General features: G+C 72.3%; 22 protein-coding genes. 14 read left to right on the top strand and 8 right to left on the bottom strand.

The window, feature by feature from the left end; all coding sequences use genetic code 11:
• Positions 1-345: 345 nt before the first annotated feature.
• Positions 346-1,758 carry an oxygenase MpaB family protein gene (locus ACFXMF_RS31990; RefSeq protein ID WP_379992434.1) on the bottom strand — a complete coding sequence of 471 codons (1,413 nt, stop codon included), beginning with the start codon at positions 1,756-1,758 and terminating at the stop codon, positions 346-348.
• A gap of 214 nt (positions 1,759-1,972) precedes the next feature.
• On the opposite strand from ACFXMF_RS31990, the gene ACFXMF_RS31985 reads away from it, so the two are divergent.
• From ACFXMF_RS31985 to ACFXMF_RS31945, 9 genes are all read left to right on the top strand, one after another.
• Positions 1,973-2,575 carry a dihydrofolate reductase family protein gene (locus ACFXMF_RS31985; protein WP_379992433.1) on the top strand — a complete coding sequence of 201 codons (603 nt, stop codon included), beginning with the start codon at positions 1,973-1,975 and terminating at the stop codon, positions 2,573-2,575.
• Positions 2,576-2,793: 218 nt separating this feature from the next.
• On the top strand, positions 2,794-3,549 hold the full coding sequence (locus tag ACFXMF_RS31980; protein WP_379992435.1) for a metallophosphoesterase: 756 nt from the start codon (positions 2,794-2,796) through the stop codon (positions 3,547-3,549).
• A 50-nt stretch (positions 3,550-3,599) separates the two neighbouring features.
• The gene (locus ACFXMF_RS31975) at positions 3,600-4,526 is read left to right on the top strand and encodes a PP2C family protein-serine/threonine phosphatase (RefSeq protein WP_379992432.1); all 927 of its coding nucleotides are present in this window, start codon (positions 3,600-3,602) and stop codon (positions 4,524-4,526) included.
• A 179-nt stretch (positions 4,527-4,705) separates the two neighbouring features.
• The gene (locus tag ACFXMF_RS31970; protein ID WP_379992431.1) at positions 4,706-5,326 is read left to right on the top strand and encodes a cyclodeaminase/cyclohydrolase family protein; all 621 of its coding nucleotides are present in this window, start codon (positions 4,706-4,708) and stop codon (positions 5,324-5,326) included.
• A complete protein-coding gene (locus tag ACFXMF_RS31965) occupies positions 5,323-6,168 on the top strand; it encodes a bifunctional 5,10-methylenetetrahydrofolate dehydrogenase/5,10-methenyltetrahydrofolate cyclohydrolase (protein WP_360323261.1) in 846 nt (281 codons plus the stop codon). The genes ACFXMF_RS31970 and ACFXMF_RS31965 overlap by 4 nt, the downstream gene beginning before the upstream one ends.
• Positions 6,169-6,739: 571 nt before the next feature.
• Positions 6,740-7,000: a DUF3099 domain-containing protein gene (locus ACFXMF_RS31960; RefSeq protein ID WP_379989485.1), complete on the top strand. Its 261-nt coding sequence runs from the start codon at positions 6,740-6,742 to the stop codon at positions 6,998-7,000.
• Positions 7,001-7,153: 153 nt separating this feature from the next.
• Positions 7,154-7,420 carry a hypothetical protein gene (locus tag ACFXMF_RS31955; protein WP_360323257.1) on the top strand — a complete coding sequence of 89 codons (267 nt, stop codon included), beginning with the start codon at positions 7,154-7,156 and terminating at the stop codon, positions 7,418-7,420.
• Positions 7,421-7,588: 168 nt separating this feature from the next.
• A complete protein-coding gene (locus ACFXMF_RS31950) occupies positions 7,589-8,458 on the top strand; it encodes an NAD(P)H-binding protein (RefSeq protein ID WP_379989483.1) in 870 nt (289 codons plus the stop codon).
• Between the two features lie 96 nt (positions 8,459-8,554).
• Positions 8,555-8,752 (top strand): hypothetical protein, encoded by a 198-nt coding sequence (locus tag ACFXMF_RS31945; protein ID WP_360323253.1) that lies wholly within the window; start codon positions 8,555-8,557, stop codon positions 8,750-8,752.
• Positions 8,753-8,847: 95 nt separating this feature from the next.
• Here ACFXMF_RS31945 and ACFXMF_RS31940 read toward each other — a convergent pair whose 3' ends face one another.
• Entirely contained in the window at positions 8,848-9,039 is a 192-nt protein-coding gene (locus tag ACFXMF_RS31940) for a hypothetical protein (protein WP_360323251.1), read from the bottom strand.
• A 194-nt stretch (positions 9,040-9,233) separates the two neighbouring features.
• Between ACFXMF_RS31940 and ACFXMF_RS31935 the strand changes: the two genes are divergently transcribed.
• A complete protein-coding gene (locus ACFXMF_RS31935; protein WP_360323249.1) occupies positions 9,234-10,010 on the top strand; it encodes a hypothetical protein in 777 nt (258 codons plus the stop codon).
• A gap of 85 nt (positions 10,011-10,095) precedes the next feature.
• Entirely contained in the window at positions 10,096-10,803 is a 708-nt protein-coding gene (locus ACFXMF_RS31930; RefSeq protein WP_360323247.1) for an alpha/beta fold hydrolase, read from the top strand.
• Here the strand turns inward: ACFXMF_RS31930 and ACFXMF_RS31925 are convergent.
• The 3 genes from ACFXMF_RS31925 to ACFXMF_RS31915 all read right to left on the bottom strand — a co-directional run bounded on the left by ACFXMF_RS31925 (position 10,797) and on the right by ACFXMF_RS31915 (position 14,737).
• A complete protein-coding gene (locus ACFXMF_RS31925) occupies positions 10,797-12,599 on the bottom strand; it encodes a SpoIIE family protein phosphatase (RefSeq protein WP_360323245.1) in 1,803 nt (600 codons plus the stop codon). The two genes, ACFXMF_RS31930 and ACFXMF_RS31925, sit on opposite strands and share 7 nt — an antisense overlap.
• A gap of 114 nt (positions 12,600-12,713) precedes the next feature.
• Positions 12,714-14,069, bottom strand: coding sequence for a pyridoxal-dependent decarboxylase (locus ACFXMF_RS31920; RefSeq protein WP_360323243.1), 1,356 nt, complete (start codon positions 14,067-14,069; stop codon positions 12,714-12,716).
• Positions 14,070-14,269: 200 nt separating this feature from the next.
• Positions 14,270-14,737 carry an Lrp/AsnC family transcriptional regulator gene (locus ACFXMF_RS31915; RefSeq protein ID WP_360323241.1) on the bottom strand — a complete coding sequence of 156 codons (468 nt, stop codon included), beginning with the start codon at positions 14,735-14,737 and terminating at the stop codon, positions 14,270-14,272.
• A 465-nt stretch (positions 14,738-15,202) separates the two neighbouring features.
• On the opposite strand from ACFXMF_RS31915, the gene ACFXMF_RS31910 reads away from it, so the two are divergent.
• On the top strand, positions 15,203-15,850 hold the full coding sequence (locus ACFXMF_RS31910) for a hypothetical protein (protein WP_360323239.1): 648 nt from the start codon (positions 15,203-15,205) through the stop codon (positions 15,848-15,850).
• Between the two features lie 323 nt (positions 15,851-16,173).
• On the opposite strand, the gene ACFXMF_RS31905 is transcribed toward ACFXMF_RS31910, so the two are convergent.
• Together ACFXMF_RS31905 and soxR are read right to left on the bottom strand one after the other, a co-directional pair.
• Complete coding sequence (locus tag ACFXMF_RS31905) at positions 16,174-16,767, bottom strand: O-methyltransferase (protein WP_379989479.1); 594 nt, start codon at positions 16,765-16,767, stop codon at positions 16,174-16,176.
• Positions 16,768-16,894: 127 nt separating this feature from the next.
• Positions 16,895-17,359, bottom strand: a complete 465-nt coding sequence (soxR, locus tag ACFXMF_RS31900; protein ID WP_360323235.1) for a redox-sensitive transcriptional activator SoxR — start codon at positions 17,357-17,359, stop codon at positions 16,895-16,897.
• 92 nt (positions 17,360-17,451) lie between these two features.
• Between soxR and fdxA the strand changes: the two genes are divergently transcribed.
• Positions 17,452-17,811 (top strand): ferredoxin, encoded by a 360-nt coding sequence (gene fdxA, locus ACFXMF_RS31895; RefSeq protein ID WP_379989477.1) that lies wholly within the window; start codon positions 17,452-17,454, stop codon positions 17,809-17,811.
• A 27-nt stretch (positions 17,812-17,838) separates the two neighbouring features.
• Here the strand turns inward: fdxA and ACFXMF_RS31890 are convergent, their stop codons facing one another.
• Positions 17,839-18,345: a MerR family transcriptional regulator gene (locus ACFXMF_RS31890; RefSeq protein ID WP_360323271.1), complete on the bottom strand. Its 507-nt coding sequence runs from the start codon at positions 18,343-18,345 to the stop codon at positions 17,839-17,841.
• Positions 18,346-18,373: 28 nt separating this feature from the next.
• Here ACFXMF_RS31890 and ACFXMF_RS31885 point away from each other — a divergent pair, with 28 nt between their 5' ends.
• Complete coding sequence (locus ACFXMF_RS31885) at positions 18,374-19,144, top strand: methyltransferase domain-containing protein (RefSeq protein ID WP_379989475.1); 771 nt, start codon at positions 18,374-18,376, stop codon at positions 19,142-19,144.
• The last annotated feature ends 238 nt before the right edge of the window (positions 19,145-19,382 follow it).

Raw genomic sequence — 19,382 nt, 5'->3', positions numbered from 1 at the left:
GTTGCCGGCGCCTTTCCCGCCGAGCAACACCCACCTCTCGCCGGGAAACCCAAGGCTCCCGGCCAACCGGCGACCCTGGGACCAAGCCCACCTCCCCCCAGCCCCCCAGCCCACGCCGACCGTTCAGCACAAAGCCACCCGCACCCAACCCGGCCCAAGACCCAACCGCCGGCCACAAACACCCGACCCACCCGCAAAGGCCCCCAACGAATCAAACGAAAGCACCCACCCAATCGGCCCCACCCCCGCGCGCGCCCCGCACCACCCCGGCCCCACGCATCACCCCCGTCAGGTCTCCACCACCACCCCCAACCCCACCCCCAACCCCACCCCCCGCCCAGCCCCTCAGGCCCGGCCGAGGACGAATTCGAGGGTGTCCGAGCGGGCTCTGCCCAGGACGCTTTCGCGTAGTGCGTCGGCGAACTCCTCGACGGTGACGACCCCGTCGCCGTCGGCGTCCATCGCGTGGAGCCAGGCGATTCGTTGTGTCGCTGCGGCGTCCGCGCCGAGCAGGCGGGCGTAGTCGGCCTGATCGATGCGGCCGTCCCCGTCCCGGTCCACCGCTGCGGCCACCGAGACCATCAGTGCGGCCATGGCGGCACCCGGCGCGGCGTCGGCGAGCACTCGGTACTCGTCGGCGTCGACCACGCCGTCCCCGTCGGTGTCGGCCGTGGTGCGCAACTCGTCCCACCAGGCGTGGAAGGCCGCGTACATGACCTCCTCGTCCACGGCGGCGAGGTCGAGTCGATCGCTGAACACCCGGGCGAGCGCGGCCAAATCGGGCCAGGACAACACACCGTCGCCGGTCTGGTCCAGGATTCGTACGAAGAGATCGGCGAGTTGCGCCGCCGGCTCGGCCGCACGATCGTGGGGGCCGAACCGGCGCAGCCCGCGCCCCGCTTCCCGCTTGGCCGCGATGTAGGTCGCCGCGAGCGGCATGTAGACCCACTTCGTCGGCAACAGGTCACTGGCCACCGCTGCGGTCCGACACGCGAGCGACACCATCGTCTCGGCGCCGAACGGCACTCGGCCGCGCTCGCCCAGTTGCTCCCGGTAGCTCGGCGGCAGGGTGCTCGCGACGACGGTGCGGATCGCGGCGCCGAACGCCGCGCAGCCGGCCGACCACACCGCCTCGGGGACGAAGGACAGTGCTGCGGGCGCGGGCAATCGGCCCAGTGCGTCCAGGAGTTGCTCGACCCCCTGTCCGGCCGTGAGCTTGTCCCGTACCGTCTCGTCGAACCAGACGCGGAATTCCTCGACCGTGCCCGGCATCGCGTCCGCCGGCACCCCGAACTGCAGCCCCACCAGCAGCCATTCCGCGTACAACTCGGCCTGCCGCTCCTCGTCGAGCGGATCGCCGCCGAGCTCGCACATCAGCACCATCGCGTCGAACACCGTCAGGTGCACCCACGCCTGTGCCTCGGGGTCGAGCGCGGAGTACGCCCGACCCTGCGCGTCCACCCCGTTGACGTGCCCGTGCAGCCGGCGCAGCCGGGCCGCCTCGCGCTCGCGGTCCGCCTCGTCCTGGTAGAGCAACCGCTGCAGGCTGAGCAGGGTCTGCTCGATCCGGCGCCACGGGTGTTTCCGATAGGTGGAGAACTCCACCACCCCGGCGTCGACCACCGGATGCGCGGTCTCCAGCACGATCGCCCGACCGATGGTGGTCAACAGGCGCCATTGGCCCAGATAGCGCCAGGAGAGCGAGCCCGCGCCCGGGAAACCTTCGGGGCGGTCCGACATCCGGGGTGCGTCCGACATGGGTGACCTCTCTCGCCGCTCGGCTGGTAGTCGTGACGATACAATCCGTCACCTTCGACCGTGGTCGATCCGGAGAACCGCCGAAGCCACGGCTGTGGGACGGCCGCGCCGATGAGTTTCGGGGGCGGTCCCGGTCCACCTCACTCAGACTGGAAGAGCCGACCCGGCCCGCGCCGTCGACGCCGACCGGGCCGTCGCCGAGGAGGGCAGCCGGATGGCAACAGTGATGGCCGAGAAGACGATGTCGCTGGACGGGTTCATCGCCGATCCGTCGCATGACGTGGCGGAGTTGTTCGGGTGGTACTCGAACGGGCACGTGGAGACACCCGCGCCCGGTGGGGGAATGACCTTCCGCACCTCGGTGGCGAGCGCCCGACACCTGCGCGAGTTGTTCGTCAACACGGGGGCGATCGTGACCGGCCGCCGACTGTTCGACGCCACCGACGGGTGGGGCGGCAGCCATCCGATCGGCGTGCCGGTGTTCGTGGTGACCCATCACGTACCGCGGGACTGGATCGCCGCGCATCCGCAGGCGCCGTTCACCTTCGTCACCACCGGCGTGGAGAACGCCGTCGCCGAGGCCGGGGCGGTGGCGGGCGATCTGGCCGTGGGCGTCGGCGGCGCCGACATCGTGCGCCAGTGCCTGAACGCGGGCCTGCTCGACGAGATCGTGGTCAACCTGGTGCCGGTGTTGCTGGGCGGGGGCATCCGCTTCTTCGACCATCTCGCCGACGTCCCGATCGAGTTGGAGGCGACCAGGGTGATCGAGGGCCGGCACGTCACGCACCTGTACTTCCGGGTGGTGCGCCCGACCTGAGAACTCGGGGAGGTGCCGCGCGAGCGGCGCGGAGCGGCACCTCCCCGAGTTGCCGCGTGAGCGGTGCGGCGCCGGTCGATCGCCCAGGGCGGGAAAGTGGTCCGGTCCTCGAACAGTTCACTGGACCTTCACGCCGGTCCGGTGGCGTGCGTAGCGTCGCCTTCATCGCGGCCGAGTACACCGGAACCACCGCATTCGCCTCCCCCAAGGACGCCCGCATGATCGTGTTCGCGCACCTCAGTGACACCCACCTCGACGGCGGCCCGCACGCGGCCGAGCGCACCCGGGCGGTGCTGGCCCACCTGAACGCGCTCCCCTACGACCTGGACGCGGTGCTGGTCACCGGCGACATCGTGGACAACGGCCTGCCCGCCGAATACGACGAGGCGCGGGCCCTGCTCGCGTCGCGGCACCCGGTGCTGATCCTGCCCGGCAATCACGACGTACGCGGGCCGTTTCGTGAGGGGCTGTTCGACGAGCCCGCGGGCGACGAGCCGATCAACCGGGTGCACCGCACGGCCGGCGGCGCGGTGTTCGCGCTGTGCGACTCGTCCATTCCGGGTCGTGCGGACGGCCTGCTGGCCGACGAGACGCTGTCCTGGTTGACCGACGTGCTGGACGAAACCCCGTCCACCACACCGGTGTTCGTGGCCTTTCACCACCCGCCGGTGGAGCTGGGCAGCCCGGAGATCGACCGGATCCGCCAGTTCGGCACCGAGCGGTTGGCCGAGGTGATCGCCCATCGGCCCAACGTGGCGGGTCTGCTGTGCGGGCACGCGCACACCCCGGCGGCCACCACCTTCGCCGGCAAGCCGCTGATCGTGGCGCCCGGTGTGGTGTCCACGATCAACCTGCCGTGGGAACGCGCCGACGACGACGCCCCGTTCGTCGACCCGAAGCTGCCGCCCGCGCTGGCGTTCCACCGGCTCGACGACGAGGGTCGGCTGACCACACATTTCCGCGCATTGGCCTGATCGCCCGATAGCGTGCCCCGAATACGCCAACGGAGCGAAGGGGGCCGCCGATGTTCGGACGACGCCGGCAGGACACGGGGAGCACGGCCGAGGCGGGCTTCGCGGCGGGGCCGGTGTGGGTGCGCGCGGCGGCGGGCAGCGTGGTGGGCAACAGGTATCGGGCCAACTTCGACGTGCTCGGCCTGGAGCCGGAGCTGCGGCTGGCGGCGGTCGCCGACGGCATGGGCGACGGTCCCGGGAGCACGGCCGCCGGGCGGATCACGATGAACGAGTTCACCGCCTCGATCCGCCGGGCCTCGACCGCGGGCATCGGGCCCGACCCGGCGGCGCTGCGCGCGAGTGTGGCCGGCATCCAGGACCTGGTGCTGGCCGCGGCGGCGGGGTTGAGCGGCTTCACCGGGTGCACGCTCACCGCGCTGATCGCCGAACCGGACCCCCGGCCCGAGGCCGCCGCGGCCGCCGCATGGCTGGTGCAGATCGGCGACTCGCGCGCATATCGGCTGCGCGCCGGGCAGTTGGACCTGCTGACGGTCGATCACACCGAGGCGTGGCTGGGCGCGCTCTACGGCTGGTATCCGGCCGACTCGCCGCAGGCCGCCGCCGCGCGCTACCGGCTCAGCCGCTACGTCGGACACCCCGGCCGGCCCGAGCCCGACGTGCTGAACGTGACCCTGCGGCCCGGCGACGTGTACCTGCTGTGCACCGACGGGGTCGCCGAACAGATCGACTACCGCCCGCTCGGCGCCCTGTTGGCCGCGCCCGAGGCGCCCACCGAGATCGTCGCCCGGCTGCTCGCCGCGACCCTGGAGGCGGGTGGCCACGACAACGCGACGGCGATCGTGCTGTGCGTGGACCACCGCCCGGACCAACGCCCGGACCACCGCGCGGACCAACATGTGGACCATCGCGTGGACCACCGCGCCGACCACCCCGCCGATCACCGCACGGCTCGGCCCGCCGACGACTCCCGGACCTGAGCACCCGACACCGTCCGCTCGATGCCTCCCACCCGACACTTCCCGCCCGACGTCCCCACTCGACATCACCCCACGGCCGCCGCGTCGATGCCTTCCACCTCGGGGTTCCAGGCTTCGTCGTGCTCTGTGCGAGGATTTGCGAACGTGCGGTAGCCCCCACCGAGCGAAGGACGAGCGCGATGCGCGACGAGAAGATCAGCGAATACCTGGACCGCCTCGCCGACCGGGTTCCGGCGCCGGGGGGCGGTGCGGCCGCCGCGCTGCACGCCGCACAGGCGGCCGCGCTGCTGGGCATGGTCGCCCGGTACACCACCGGCGACAAGTACGCCGAGCATGCCTCCTCGATCGCCGAGGTGGTCGCGCTGACCGACGAACTGCGGGGCGTGGCATTGCGGTTGGCCGAGGAGGACGCGGTCGCGTTCACCGCGGTGACCGAGGCGTACGCGCTGCCCCGGGACACCGACGAGGCCAAGGCCGTGCGCTCGGCCACGATCGCCGCCGCCCTGGTCGGCGCGGCCAAGCCGCCGGCCGAGGTGGTCGTGCTGGCCGCCGCGTGCGTCGAACTGGCCGAGAAGCTGCTGCCGATCGGCAATCCGAACGTGATCACCGACGTGGCCGCGGCGGCCGAGGCGGCGCGGGCGGCGGCAACCACGGCGCGGGTGAACATCGAGATCAACCTCGGCGGCATCCGGGACGAACAGGCCCGCACCGAACTCACCACGCAGGCCGGGCGGGTGGACGACATCGCCACGCGCGCCGATCAGGTCACCGCGGCCGTCCGCAAGGAGATCGCCCGATGACCGCGACCGTACTCGCCGGCAAGGACCTCGCGGCCGCGATCCGCGCCGAGACCGCGACCCGGGCCGCGCTGCTCGCCGAGGCGGGCTCCCCGGTCACCCTGGCCGTCGTGGTGGCCACGGCCGACGAGTCCAGCGCCTGGTACGTGCGTTCGATCGCGCGGGCCGCCGCGAAGGTCGGCATCACCTGCGACGTGGTCGACCTGGGCGCGGACGCGACCGCGGCGGCGATCCGGGGCACGCTGGCGGCACTCGGCGCGGACGACGACGTGCACGGGATCATCCTGCAGACCCCGCTGCCGGAGGGCGCGGCCCTGGAGGACCTGGCCGGCGCGATCCCCATCGGCAAGGACGTGGACGGCGCCAACCCGCTCTCGCTCGGCCGACTGGCCGCCGGGCTGCCCGCCTTCGCCCCGGCCACGGCCGAGGCGGTGGTGGCGATCCTGGATCACCACGGCGTCGAACTCGCCGGTCGGCACGTCGCGGTGGTCGGCCGCTCGACGGTGGTCGGCAAACCCGCCGCGCACCTGCTCCTGGACCGCAACGCCACGGTCACCATCTGCCATTCGCGGACCAAGGACCTGGCCGCGCTGACCTCGACGGCCGATGTCGTGGTCGCCGCGGTCGGCCGCCCCGGCCTGATCACCGCCGAGCACGTCGCGCCCGGCGCGGTCGTGGTCGACGTGGGCACCAACCCCACCGCCGACGGCGGCCTGGTCGGCGACGTGGACGCGGCCTCGGTGACACCGGTGGCCGGCGCACTCACCCCCGTGCCGGGCGGCGTGGGACCGGTGACGACGGCGCTGCTGCTCGGCCACACGGTGCGCGCGGCGACCTCGGCCTGAGCCACCGGGCCGCCGCGTCCCCAGCGGGCGACGCGGCGGCCGTCCCGTTCGTGCCAGCGGCCCGGGAGGTCGAGGATCTCGGCGCCGGCGGCGCGAAAGCGCTCGGCGGTGGCCCGGGCTCGTTCCGGATCGAGAGCGAACACCCACAGGCCCGGTATCAGTACCGTCCGCACGACGCCGGCGATCACGTTGGCCAGCAGGTTCTCCAACTCGGGCTGCTCCTCGTTCGAGGAGACGCCGTTGTCCAGACACACCACCGGCCGGCTCAGGCCGAGCCCCTGCGCGTACGCGGTCAGCGCGTTGCGATGGGCGGCCATCTCCCAGGGGTCGCGGGGATAGCACCGTAGATAGGCGACGGGCGCGCCGACGAACGGAGGGGAGACGGTCGTCATGGCGACTGATTCCTTTCCGGCGATCGGCACGGACCTGCGGTCGCGCCTCGCCGCCAGTCAACACCGTCCCGACCGAAAGGTCTATACCAATATTGTCACCTCCGGGTAACTCCCGAAAACCGACCGGTCCGCCGCCGACACCCGCCCCGTCCGGCGGCCCCCGGACGTACCGTGAAGAGATGAGCACCAACGATCCGGGCACCCCCGGTGGTGGGGGTGCCACCCCGTCCGGGCCGGTTCCGTCCCAGCGCCGTCGACGCAAGCGCTACTTCGTGATGATGGGCATCTGCCTGCTGCTGTTCCTGCTGGCCGGCACCGTGGTCTACCGCTGGTCGTTCGCCGCCGCCGCGGGCATGACCATCGTCGCGATGGCCATTCCGCCGTTCGCGGTGATCGTGGCCAATCGCCGCGAGCGCGGCGACCGCTGGTGGGACGAGTAGCAGCCGCGGTCACCGAGTCGTCCGGTCGTCGGTGGTGCGGTCACGGCTTCGTCCCGACGCGGTGACAACCGCGAGCACCACGAACCACGGCGAGCGTCGCGCCCGTCCTCCTCGACGACCCGCGATCGCGCGGGCAGGGAGAAGGGGGCCGAGATGCCCATCGATCCGGGTATGCAGGCGGCACGGCAGGCTCAGGCATTCCGGCAGGACGTCGACCGACGGGCCTTTCGCGAGCAGATGTTCGCCGCCGACCGGCGACGCCGGCGCGGCGGGCGCTCGGGTAACGGCGTACTCCTGCTGTTGCTCGTGCTCGGCGCGGTGTTCCTCGCCGCGAAGTATCCCGACCAGGCACACGACTTGGTCGACCGGAGCCGCCCCCTGCTCGACCGGGTGCTCGGCTCGCTCGACGACCTGGGCTGACCCGAGCGCACCCGAGCGCACCCGAGGGCGCGCCGGACGGGCTCGGTTCGAGGGAAGTGCGACAACCGGGCAGTAGGGTCGGGTGGCCGAGCGGCCGGATGCGGTGCGGCCGTCGAATGCGGAGCCGGCCGCGGGCCGTCGGGACCCGGGCCAGGAGAGGACGTCGTCATGGGACCAGTCATCGCGGTCACCGGAGCGAGCGGGCAGATCGGTGGCCGGGTCGCCCGCCGGCTCGCCGAGGCCGGCACGGCGCAGCGCCTGGTGGGCCGGGACGCGTCCCGGCTGCCGGAGTTCGACGGTGCGGTCAAGGCCCCGCCCGCGTCCTACGGCGACGGGGCGGCGATGCGGCGGGCCCTGGAGGGGGCCGACACGCTGTTCCTGGTCTCGGCCCACGAGAGCGCCGATCGGGTCGGTGAGCACATCACCGCCGTGGACGCGGCGGTGGCGGTCGGCATCCGACGGATCGTCTACGTGTCCTTCCAGAGCGCGGCGCCGGACGCGACGTTCACGTTCGCGCGCGACCACTGGCACACCGAGCAACACATCCGGGACACCGGACTGCGGCACACGTTCCTGCGCGACAGCCTGTACCTGGCGGTGCTGCCCGCGATGGTCGGTGCCGACGGGGTCATTCGCGGTCCGGGCGGGCAGGGGCGGGTCGCGGCGGTGGCGCACGACGACATCGCGGACGCGGCGGCGGCGGTACTGCTCGGCGACACCGCGCACGACCACCTCACCTACGACCTGACCGGCCCCGAGGCGATCACCCTCGCGGAGGCGGCGGCGGAGCTGACCCGCTTCGCCGGGCGGCCGATCGAATACGTCGCGGAAAGCCGGGACGAGGCGTACGCCTCCCGCGCGCAGTACAACGCGCCGGCCTGGGAGATGGCGGGCTGGGTGACCTCGTACGAGGCGATCGCCACCGGCGAGATGGCCAAGGTCTCCACCGCGATCCCGATGCTGACCGGCCGGCCCGCCCAGAACCTGGCCGGCTATCTGACCACCCACCCCCAGGCGTGGGAGCACCTCAAGGCGTAGGTCCGGCCGACGGCAACCGATCCAATCGACCCCGACGACTCCCCCGACCGGCCGTGCCCGGGTGCGGCCGGCTCCGGAGCCGGGTCTGCTGAAACCATGCACCCCAAACACCCGATCATCGAGCTGACCGAGCTGCTGATGCGCGAGACCGACCTGCCGCAGGATCGCGCGAGCGCCCTCGTGCAACGCATCTGGGACGCGGGCGTGGCCGAGGGCACCCGCCGGATGACGGAGGATCTGGCCGCCGCCAACCGGGAAAGCGCGGAACTGCGCCGCGCCCTCGACGACGAGTGACCCGAGCCGGGACGACCACCGCCATGGCGCCCGTCGAAGGCGTGGTTTCCCCCTTCGGGGCCGGACCGGGACACCACGCCGGCCGGTGACGGGTCCTACAGCGGGAGCGGGCCGGCGAGCGGGTTGACGCGGTTCAGGGTGTTCACGCCGTCGGGGTAGACGGCGGTCGGGACACCGACGACCCGGCCGCTGTTCGGGGTCGGTTCCTGCGCGTGGGCGGCGGACGCGCCGAGGGTCACGGCGAGGGCGGTGCCGGCCAACGCGGCGGCGGCGATGCGCTTGTTCATGTCCCGCCCAACGAGGTCGCGGGCACTTGGTCACCGCGGCGCCCGCCGAGGCGGCCCGGTTCACCTGTTCGGCGTTCGTAGGCCGCCGCGCACCGGGAACAGGAGCACCGACCCGGAGGAGGAGTGCGCATGGCGGAGCACCGCAGGCGGCGGATCGGCGGCACGGCGCGATGATGCACGACGGTCGGCTGCCGATGAGTCTGGCGTTCGCGTCGCTGCTGCTCACCTTTCTGGCGACGCGGACGATCACCCGGCTGATCCGGGCCGGTCGAGGCCCGTTTCGCAACGTCAGCCCCGGCGGTGTGCACATCCATCACGTGGTGCCGGGCATCGTGCTCGCCCTGATCGGCGGCTTCGTCGCGGTCGGCACCGGCCAATACCTGGTCGGCCGGTCGATCGCGGGGGTGCTGCTGGGAATCGGCGCGGGGCTGGTGCTGGACGAGTTCGGGATGATCGTGCACCTGGCCGATGTGTACTGGACCGAGCAGGGCCGGATCTCCATCGAGGCCACGGTGTTGGCCACCGCCGCGGTCGGCTTGGCGGCGAGCGGTTTCGTGCCCTTCGACGCGACGCCGGAGGGCGGCGGCGTCGCCGATCAGGTGGTGTGGCTGCTGGTGTTGTTGCTGGACGTGGCGATGGCGGCGATCACCTTCGCCAAAGGCAAGGTCGGTACCGGCGTGATCGGCATCTTCATCCCGATCGTCAACATCGTCGCGGCGATCCGGCTGGCCCGACCCGGCTCTCCGTGGGCGCGGCGCTACTACCACGACAAGCCCCGCAAACTGCGCCGTGCCACCGCGCGGGCGGCCCGCCGCGACGCGCGCTGGAAGCCGATCCGCCGCCGCTTCGAGGACACCATCGCCGGCAGCCTGGTCGCCGCGCCCCCGCCGCCGAAGCCCGAGCCGCAGGGGCACCGGCGGGTGGTCGGCACCCGACACACCTGGTACCGGCTCCCCAGCACCCCGACCTGACCGGAAATCCGCCGAGCCCCGATCCCGGGCCCGTCGGGCCGTGTCCTCCCGCTGAGTGGCGGTGCCTCCGCGTAGGGTCCGGTGCATGGTGGATACCGCGTATGTGTTGGTTCCCGGGGCAGGTGGGGTTGCCTGGTATTGGCATCTGGTGGAGGCCGAACTGCGGGCGCGGGGGCGGGATGTGGTGTCGGTGGACCTGCCCGGTGCGGACGAGGCGGCGGGACTGGCGGAATACGTGGACCTGATCGTGGCCGCCGCCGCGGATCGGGAGCGGGTCGTCTTGGTCGGGCAATCGCTGGGCGGGTTCAGTGCCTCGCTCGCGTGTGCCCGACTGCCGGTCGCCCTGCTCGTGTTGCTGAACGCGATGATCCCCGAGCCCGGCGAGAGCGCCGGCCGGTGGTGGGCCGCCACCGGCCAGGACGCGGCACGGCGGGACAACGACGAGCGCGCCGGCCGACCTGCCGACGCCGACTTCGACGCGCTCGTGTACTTCCTGCACGACGTCCCGCAGGCCCTGATCGACGAGGGCGAGGGCCGGCAACGCGGCGAGTCCGACGCGGTGTTCGGCACCGCGTGGTGGTTGCCTGCCTGGCCCGACGTACCCACCAGGGTCCTGGTCGGCCGCGACGACCGGTTCTTCCCCCTCGCCTTCCAACGCCGGGTCGCCCGAGAACGCCTCGGCGTGCTCGCGGACGAGATGCCCGGCGGCCATCTGCTCGCGCTCAGCCGCCCGGTCGAGCTGGCCGACCGCCTGGAGCGCTACCTGGCCGACGTCGAACGCCCGGGTCACTGACCCGGGTTCGCCGCCGCCGGCCCCGGGCCGCCCACCGGCCGTTGTCGCGCGGCCAGGACCGCGATGTCGTCCTCCGGCTTGTCGGTGACCATCCGGGCGATCAGCGTGTCCACCAGACGCACCAACGGGGTCTCGGCGGTCAGTCCCACCCGGGTCAGCCGCTGCAGCGATTCGCCGATGTCCTCGCCCCGGCGCTCGATCAGGCCGTCCGTGTACATCACCAGGACCCGCTCGGGTTCGCTGCGCCGACGCACCGAGGTGTAGCCGCCGAAGCCGGTGCCCAGCGGCGGTCCCACGGGGACGTCGACGAGTTCGGCCGTGTCGCCCGGGCCGACCAGCAGCGGCGGCAGATGCCCGGCGCTGGCGAAGGTGACCGCGCCCGCCGCCGGGTCGACCAGGACCAGCAGGCAACTCGCCACCCGTTCGATGCCGGCCTTGGTGCTGGTGCGGTCCACCGCGGCCAGAATCTCGTGCGGCTCCTGATCGGAGCGCGCCTGCACCCGCAACAGCGCCCGGAACTGGCTCATCTCCACCGCGGCCTGCACACCGTGGCCCATCACGTCGCCGACCGCGAGCAGCGTGCGACCGCCGCTGAGCGCGACCGCGTCGTACCAGTCGCCGCCCACCTCGACGCTGCTGCCCGCGGGTCGGTAGCGCGAGGCCAGTTCGATGTCGGGGTGCGGTGCGTCCGGGGCGGCCAACAGCGCGTGCTGGAGGGCGAGCGCGATGTCGTGTTCGTGTGCGTAGCGGCGGGCGTTGTCCACGCTGATCGCCCCGCGCCGGGCCAGGTCGCGGGCCAGCACCACGTCCTCGGTGGAGAACGCGTCCGCCGCGCCGTGCCGGGCCAGGCTGACCATGCCGATGGCGCTGCCGCGGGCGACGAGCGGCAGCGCGACGATCGAGTGCAGGCCGACCGAGCGGAAGATGTCGACGCGGTCGGGGCTGGACACCTCGCGGGCCAGTTCGTCGTCGCTCACCCGGTTGACCACCACCGGGCTGCGCTCGCTCAGGGCGCGCGGCACCATCGAGCCCTGTTGGTAGTCGACGTTCTCGCCGGGTCGGCGCAGGATCGCGGCCTGCTCGGCCATCCCCGGCCGGTGCGACAGCGCGGCGCGCCACATCCGGACCATGTCCTGTGGGGCGTGCGGGGTGCCGTTGGCGCCCTCGACCGCGAACACGTCCACCGCGGCCACGTCGCCGAGTTCGGCGACGAAGAGTTCGGCCAGTTCCTCGCAGGTCTCGACCAGGTCGAGGGTGGTGCCGACCCGGGTGGCGGCGGCGTCCAGGAAGGACAATCGACGGCGGGCCGCGTCCAGTTCCAACTGGGTGCGGCGGGACTCGGAGACCTCCAGGATGACGCCGGCCAGGCCGACCACCGCGCCCTCGTGCTCCAGGCGGTGGTAGGCGCCGTGCCACCAGCGACGGTCGGGCGGGCCCGCGTGGGTGATGCCGGTGGAGGTGGCCTCACGGGCCACGCCGTCGCGCAACACCGCCCGGAGAATCTCCTCCTGGGCGTCCACGTCCGGGAGCACCTGGCCGATGGTGCGGCCCAGGTGCTCCTCGGCGGCGAGGCCGTTCATCCGGGCCAGGGCCGGGTTGACGTAGAGGTAGCGCAGGCCGGGGCTCATCACCGCGACCGCGGCGCGGGTGCCGTCCAGCAGGCCCTGGAGCACCGCGTACGCGCCCGCCTCGCGCGGGTCGGAGCCGTTCGCCCCGACCAGGCGCGCCACCGCGCCGGTCACGGCATCGACCTCCGGCACCGTCATCGGCGGGTCCGCGTACTCGTCCAGCGCCACGCCTGTCCTCTCCAGCCCCGGGTTCCCGTGAGGCGCCCGGCTCCCGGAAGCCGTCCATCGGGTTCCAGTCTGGGCCAAGGCAACCCGAACGCGCGAGCGGCAGGCCGCAGGGCGTTACATCATCGTGGCCAGGATCTCCTCGACCATCGCCATCGTGGTACCCGGATGCAGGAAGGCGAAGCGGGCCACCGTCTCGCCCTCCCAACCGGTCGGGGTGACGAAACCGACCTGGCCGGCGAGCAGTCGATGCGACCAGTCCAGGTAGTCCGGGGCGCTCCACCCGACGCGGCGGAAGAGCACGGCGGACAGCTCCGGATCGCGGATCAGTTCAAGGTGCGGGGTGGCGCGGATCAGCGCCGCGCTGTCCCGGGCCAGGGTGAGCGCGGTCTCGATCGCCTCGGTGTACGCGTCGGTGCCGTGCACCGCGAGCGAGAACCACAGCGGCAGACCGCGGGCCCGCCGGGTGAGGTGGTAGGCGTAGTCGGTCGGGTTCCACTCCTCGGGCGCGTCGGTGTGCAGCACGTCGAGGTAGGACGCGTCCTGGGTGTGCACGCCCCGGGCCAGGCTCGGGTTGCGGTAGACCAGCGCGGCGCAGTCGAACGGCGCGAACAGCCACTTGTGCGGGTCGACCACGAAGGAGTCGGCCAGCTCGATCCCGTCGTAGCGGGCCCGCACGCTGGGCGCGAGCAGGCCGGCGCCGCCGTACGCCCCGTCCACGTGGAACCACAGGTCACGCTCGCGGGCGACCGCGCCGATCCCGGCCAGGTCGTCGATGATGCCCGCGTTGGTGGTGCCCGCGGTGGCGACCACGCCCACCACGTCGTCCGCGTCCGGGTCGGCGGCCAGCGCGGCGCGCAGCGCCTCGCCGGTGAGGCGGTGGTCGGTGGTCTTCACCACGAGCGCGTCCACGCCGATGATCCGCAGCGTGTTGCCGATCGAGGAGTGCGCCTGGTCGCTGACCGCGATCCGCAGGCGGTCCCGGGCGGTGGCGCCGGTGCGTCGCCGACCCATGTCCCGGGCGACCACGAGCGCGGACAGGTTGCCCGCCGAACCGCCGCTGACGAAGCAGCCACCGGCGCTCGCGGGCAGCCCGGCCAGGTCCGAGATCAGCCGCAACACCTGGTTCTCGGCGGCCACCGCGCCGGCCGCCTCCAGCCAGGAGATGCCCTGGAGGGACGCGCACGAGACGACCATGTCGAACAACAGCGCGGCCTTGGTCGGCGCGGCCGGGATGAAGGAGAGGAAGCGCGGGCTGTCGCAGGAGATCACCGCCGGCGCGAGTTGGTCGGCGTAGATCGCCAGCACGTCGCCCGGGTCGTTGCCGCCGGCGCCGATCAGGCCGTCGAGCACGCGGTCGAGCTTGTCCTTGCGCCCGGGGTGGTCCAGCGGTACCGGATCCAACGCGAGCCGCTCGCGCATGTAGTCGAAGACCAGGTCGGCGAGGGCGGGGTCGTACCGGTGCATGCGCATGTGGGGCTCGGCAATCTCTCGGCGCGTTCGGGCGAGGCACCCGCGCAGGGTTGGGTACCCGGACGGGGGACTTTTCCCGCGCGGGTGGCGTTCTCACGAAAGCCGGATGAGGGTGCCGGGTCGGTCTGCACCGGCAGTTCAAACCCTACGTACGCGTGTGCGACCGGGCCAAGAGGTCGATCTTGCGCGCCGACGCCGATCTATTGCGTCTCCACTCCCTGCCAGGCGGTTCCATTGCGCCTGACCAGCCGGGAAAGCACGACACAGCTCTTCGAGCGCACCACGAACGGCTCCGCCGCGATCCGCTCCAGGACCTGCTCGAAGTGCTGCACATCGGCGGCGAGCAGGTGGATCACCGCGTCCGCGTCGCCGGTGACGGTGCTCGCCGAGACCACCTCCGGGAACTTCGCCAACGCCTTGCCGATCTCGCTCGGCGAGGTGCGCCCGACGCAGTACAACTCGACGAACGCCTCGGTGGTCCAGCCGAGCGCGGCGGGCTCGACCGACGCGGAGAAGCCGGTGATCACACCGGTGGCCAGCAGCCGATCCACCCGCCGCTTGACGGCGGACGCGGACAATCCGACCCGGGCGCCGATCTCGGCATACGTCGAGCGCGCGTCGTCGATGAGCGCGGTGATGATCCGGTTGTCCAACGGGTCCAGCGCCATCGATCGGGTCTCCTGGGTACGGGTCGGGCGGGGTTCGGGCCGACGGGGCACAGTGACGGTAGCCCACTGCGGCTGCACCGCCCGATTCCCGCTTTCGCGGGGCGCTGCGTGCGGTCCTGTCGAGGAGTCGACGGGCGGTCGAAAATGGGAGGCGGGCGGGGAGGTTCGCGCCGTACGATGCTCCGTCCATCCGTACGATGCGCCCTCCGTCCGCCCGCCCGCCGCGGTTGCCGTCGGCGGCAGGCCGGGCGCCTGCCCACACCACGCCGGCTGCCGGGCGTCCCCGGCCGAAACCGTCCCCGCCGCGATGTCGGAAGCGGCGGCTCTGGCGTGCGGAGTCCGCTTCGTGGCGCGTACGGACGTCGCAGGAGGGAGCACCGCCGCATAGCGTGCAGTTGTCGGGGGTCCGAAGTCGGCGAAGTGAACGCGCGCCGGGCTTCGGGGAGCAACAAAGGAGACTGAACGATGCCCATCAAGGTCACAGTGATCTACCGGGACACCGCCGAGGGTGTGCGCGCACAGGCCGACGCGGTGGCCGCGGTCGCCTGGAACACCGGCGCCGACGTCCGGCTGCGCCGCCTGCCCGGCGCCCGGACCGAGAATCCGCAGCCCGAACATCCGCAGGGCGAGGACCCAAAGGCCGAGCAGCCACACACCGAGCAGGCACACGCCGATCCGAAACCCGATCCGCCCGCGACCGCGCGAGACCTGAGCTGGGCCGACGTGATCGTGCTCGGCGCCCCGGCACGAGACCGCGAGGTTTTCGCCCTGCTCCGCAGCCTCGCCGACTCCGCCACCGCCTCGGCCACCGAATCGGCCGCCCGCGAGATGCGCAACGAATGGGAACGCCGCAGCGCCCAACAGGTGTTCGCGGTCTTCGTGACCACCCCGGCCCCCGGCACCCGGCACGGCGGCCTGATCCACAGCTTCGCGATCACCTACCGGCCCGCCCCCGGCTCCCCCGACCCCGCCCCACAACGCTCGATCACCACCCTCACCCCCACCCCCGCCGACGACCCGACCCTGCTCTCCCTCGACCTGGCCCGCATCCAGACCCGCCGCTGCGTGGAACTGGCCGCCGCCCTCCGCGCGGCCCGAACCCTGCCGGTCTGACGCCGACCCGCGCCCGTGGCCCGATGTGGACCGGCTCACGTCACCCGGTGGATCCGGGGTGGTCGAGCGCTGGGTGGACCAAGGCGATCCGCCTGATCCGGGCCACCGCTTCGGGGGCGGCGGCCAGGGCGGGGAGGGCGTGCTGCCGGCCGGGGCGCCACGCCGAACCGGCGTTGACCGTCCTCTACCGCCCCGACCCGACCTGCCCGGGGTCGAAGCACCCCCGAAGCCCGGCCTCCCGGGCAACCCCGACGGATACGTCCACGCCCCATACGCGATGGTCGGGGCACGCGAACGCCCGTGCTTCGGGCGGTACTTACCGGTCAGCGGCGGCGGGTGGCCAGGATCATGCCGCCGGCGGTGGGGAGGTCTGCGGTCAGCAGGTCGGGGTGGGTGGTGAGGGTGGTGCGGACCGCGTCCAGGGCTTGGCGGTGGTCGGGGTGGGTGGCTCGGGTCGGGTCCATGTCGTCGACGAGGAGGATGCCGCCGGGGCGTAGCGCGGCGAGGGTGTCGGACAGGCCGGTCCATTTGCCGCCGGCCGCGTCGGCGAAGATCAGGTCGAAGGTGCCGAGGGTGGGCAGTAGTTCCTCGTTGTCGCCGATGCGGAAGTCGATGCCGTCCGGCCAGGGGAGCTCGGTGTTCCCGGCCGCGAGGTCGGCGTCGCGTTCGATGGTGGTGAAGGCGACGTCGCCGGGGCGGGCGAGGGCGGAGGCGATCCAGGCGGCGCCGACTCCGGCACCGGTGCCGAGTTCCAGGATGCGGCCGCCGGTGGGGACCGCGCCCGCGAGTACGGCGAGCAGGCGGCCGACTCCGGGCTCGCAGGACAACGGGAATTCGCGGATGCGAGCCGATTCCTCGGCCGCGAGCACCAACGCGGGACGGTCCGGATGGCGGTGATCCTGGTCGGGCTCGGTCATGGTCGCTTCCTCGGTGGTGAGTCGGCCGTATTCCTTGACCGCATCAGATTAGCTTCGAGGAGCGGTAGTGGGTCGTGCGAACCGGGGTCCGGCGGCGGGACGTCGGCCGAGCGTCGGGAGGCACGTCTCACAGTCGTCGGGGGCCGACACCATCCTCGGCGAGCGTGTCGCCGGGGTTGAGCAGAGCGCATGCCTTCATGGAGAGACATCCGCAGCCGATACACCCGGTGAGCTCGGTCTCGAGTCGCTCGATGGTCTGTCGACGCTGCTCCAGTCGACGCTTCCAGCCACGCGAGGCACGCTGCCACTCCTGGTGGCTGGGCGGACGGTCGAGCGGGACGTCGGCGAACGCCTCCCGGAGGTCCTGCAACGGGATGCCGATCCGTTTTGCCACCGAGATCAAGGCGACTCGGCGAAGCATGTGCCTCGGGTAGCAACGCTGGTTGCGATCGTCGCGTTCGGACGCGATCAGGCCGAGCTCTTCGTAGAACCGCAGAGCGGAGACGGCCGCCCCGGTCCTGGCGCTCACTTCGCCGATGCTCAGCCAGTCGTCCGGGCGGGCCCGGACCTCACCGGAACGGTAGCTCGTCATGTGCACCCTCCCTGTTGACCTCAAAATTACTTGAGGCCCTACGGTCGGCTGCGTCCAAACGATACGAACGGCCCGGAGAGGATGGCAGCTCGATGACTTTTGTGATCGCTTTGCCCTGTGTGGACGTCACCGACAAGGCATGCATCGACGCGTGCCCCGTCGACTGCATCTACGAGGGAGAGCGCATGCTCTACATCCACCCGGACGAGTGCATCGACTGCGGCGCCTGCGAGCCGGTGTGCCCGGTCGAAGCGATCTTCCTCGAAGACGACACCCCGCAGGAATGGCGGCACTTCAACACCGTGAACGCCGAGTTCTTTTCTGATCTCGGCAGTCCCGGCGGCAGTGCGAAGCTCGGTCCGATCGCCCGGGACCATGCGATCGTGGCGGCGCTGCCGTCCGGGGGTGCCGCCGCCTCACCCCCTTCCGATCCCGCCCCCGCAAAACGCTGAACCGGGCATCAGCGCCTTCGAGGTCGATCAGGAGTCGGTTCGGCCGCAACCCGGGATCGGCTCCGCGTACTTCGGGTGTGGGGAATCGGATGGGGATGCCGATGGCGGTTCCGTGCTCATGCGGTTCACGATCAGGCCGAAATGGGCGCACCGGGTGTAGTCCTCGCGGTCGCAGCCCAGGGCGCATTCGATGAGTGCGAGTGAAGCCTGCGCTGCTGCGATTCGGGAACGGAGTACCTCCGCCTCTTCGGAGAGGATGTTCCGTCGATTCGCGGCACCGGCCGTGGCGACCAACGAGCGGATGGTGTCGAGGGAGAGCCCTGCCTCCTTGGCGCGCAGGACGACCGTGACGCGGGCGACGTCCGCCGCGCCGTAGCGGCGGCGGTTCGCGGCGTCGCGGGCCGGGGCGAGGAGCCCCATCGTCTCCCAGTGACGCAGGACGTGCGTGGCCAGACCGAAGCGTGCGGCGAGGGCGCCGATGCTCATCGGGCCGCGCGCACTGTCGTCAGGTGTCCTGTGCTCGCTTGACTTCATGCCGACATTAAGTCCCAGGCTGTCGCTCATGACCAGGGAGACGGAACAGAAACGCCCGCCGACCGACGGCCTCGTCGCGCGACTCGACGAGGCCGATCGCCTGCCCGGCGCCGAGGAACTACGCCTTTTGTCCTACGACTTGCTCGGGGCCGGAGCCGGGGCGTGTGTGGTGGACGTGGGGTGCGGTGCCGGACGAGCTGTCGCGGAGCTGGTCGAGCGGGAGGTGCAAGCCGTGGGCGTGGACGCGAGCGCGCAGATGATCGCCGTCGCCCGCGGCCGGTGGCCCGAGGCGGAGTTCCGGATCGCGGACGCGTACGAACTGCCGCTGCGGGACGCTTCGGTGGACGGCTATCGAGCCGACAAGGTATTCCATGAACTGGCGCAACCCGAGCGGGCGTTGGCGGAGGCCCGCCGAGTTCTCCGGCCCGGCGGGCGGATCGTGCTGGTCGGCCAGGACTGGGACGCCTTCGTCATCGACTCCGACGATGCGCCCCTCACCCGCACCATCACGTGCGCCCGCGCCGACCTGATCGTCGGCCCGCGGGCGGCTCGCCGGTACCGCAACCTGCTGATGGACGCCTGCTTCCGCGACGTGACGGTCCGGGCACCCACCGGCGTGTACACCGGATCGGCCGGGTTGCCCCTGCTCACCGGACTCGCCGAGGCCGCCTGCTCCGCCGGCGCCGTCACGCGCGAGCAGGCGGACCGATGGATCGCCGACCAACGCGCGCGGGCCGAAGCCGACCGACTCTTCCTGACCGTACCGATGTTCGTGGCCGCAGCGACCGCACCGCACTGACGCGGTGGCCACCCGGTCGGGTACCGGCCGGAGCCCCACCCGACCATGCCGGCCGGACACCGGCCGCCGAGCGGCGATTGTCCGAACCCGACTTGGCACCACAGGTGTGGAACGAAGCCTCGCGCAGCGATCCGCAGGGGGTCCGGCGGCGAACACCGCGCCCCACGGCAAGACTTCGCGCGGCAGGATCCCCGCTCGGCCCGTGGGTATCGCGGTGAAACCACGCGATGGTGGGGTG

This window comes from Embleya sp. NPDC059213 (assembly GCF_042754445.1).
Classification (GTDB): domain Bacteria; phylum Actinomycetota; class Actinomycetes; order Streptomycetales; family Streptomycetaceae; genus Embleya.
The sequence above is the reverse complement of the archived record's forward strand: the minus strand, read 5'-3'. Positions and strand labels throughout refer to the sequence as shown.

Bases quoted from the DNA above. Each gene is read 5' to 3' on its own strand.
- ACFXMF_RS31990 (WP_379992434.1), bottom strand. From the start codon at position 1,758: ATGTCGGACGCACCCCGGATGTCGGACCGCCCCGAAGGTTTCCCGGGC.
- ACFXMF_RS31985 (WP_379992433.1), top strand. From the start codon at position 1,973: ATGGCAACAGTGATGGCCGAGAAGACGATGTCGCTGGACGGGTTCATC.
- ACFXMF_RS31980 (WP_379992435.1), top strand. From the start codon at position 2,794: ATGATCGTGTTCGCGCACCTCAGTGACACCCACCTCGACGGCGGCCCG.
- ACFXMF_RS31975 (WP_379992432.1), top strand. From the start codon at position 3,600: ATGTTCGGACGACGCCGGCAGGACACGGGGAGCACGGCCGAGGCGGGC.
- ACFXMF_RS31970 (WP_379992431.1), top strand. From the start codon at position 4,706: ATGCGCGACGAGAAGATCAGCGAATACCTGGACCGCCTCGCCGACCGG.
- ACFXMF_RS31965 (WP_360323261.1), top strand. From the start codon at position 5,323: ATGACCGCGACCGTACTCGCCGGCAAGGACCTCGCGGCCGCGATCCGC.
- ACFXMF_RS31960 (WP_379989485.1), top strand. From the start codon at position 6,740: ATGAGCACCAACGATCCGGGCACCCCCGGTGGTGGGGGTGCCACCCCG.
- ACFXMF_RS31955 (WP_360323257.1), top strand. From the start codon at position 7,154: ATGCCCATCGATCCGGGTATGCAGGCGGCACGGCAGGCTCAGGCATTC.
- ACFXMF_RS31950 (WP_379989483.1), top strand. From the start codon at position 7,589: ATGGGACCAGTCATCGCGGTCACCGGAGCGAGCGGGCAGATCGGTGGC.
- ACFXMF_RS31945 (WP_360323253.1), top strand. From the start codon at position 8,555: ATGCACCCCAAACACCCGATCATCGAGCTGACCGAGCTGCTGATGCGC.
- ACFXMF_RS31940 (WP_360323251.1), bottom strand. From the start codon at position 9,039: ATGAACAAGCGCATCGCCGCCGCCGCGTTGGCCGGCACCGCCCTCGCC.
- ACFXMF_RS31935 (WP_360323249.1), top strand. From the start codon at position 9,234: ATGAGTCTGGCGTTCGCGTCGCTGCTGCTCACCTTTCTGGCGACGCGG.
- ACFXMF_RS31930 (WP_360323247.1), top strand. From the start codon at position 10,096: ATGGTGGATACCGCGTATGTGTTGGTTCCCGGGGCAGGTGGGGTTGCC.
- ACFXMF_RS31920 (WP_360323243.1), bottom strand. From the start codon at position 14,069: ATGCGCATGCACCGGTACGACCCCGCCCTCGCCGACCTGGTCTTCGAC.
- ACFXMF_RS31915 (WP_360323241.1), bottom strand. From the start codon at position 14,737: ATGGCGCTGGACCCGTTGGACAACCGGATCATCACCGCGCTCATCGAC.
- ACFXMF_RS31910 (WP_360323239.1), top strand. From the start codon at position 15,203: ATGCCCATCAAGGTCACAGTGATCTACCGGGACACCGCCGAGGGTGTG.
- ACFXMF_RS31905 (WP_379989479.1), bottom strand. From the start codon at position 16,767: ATGACCGAGCCCGACCAGGATCACCGCCATCCGGACCGTCCCGCGTTG.
- soxR (WP_360323235.1), bottom strand. From the start codon at position 17,359: ATGACGAGCTACCGTTCCGGTGAGGTCCGGGCCCGCCCGGACGACTGG.
- fdxA (WP_379989477.1), top strand. From the start codon at position 17,452: ATGACTTTTGTGATCGCTTTGCCCTGTGTGGACGTCACCGACAAGGCA.
- ACFXMF_RS31890 (WP_360323271.1), bottom strand. From the start codon at position 18,345: ATGAAGTCAAGCGAGCACAGGACACCTGACGACAGTGCGCGCGGCCCG.
- ACFXMF_RS31885 (WP_379989475.1), top strand. From the start codon at position 18,374: ATGACCAGGGAGACGGAACAGAAACGCCCGCCGACCGACGGCCTCGTC.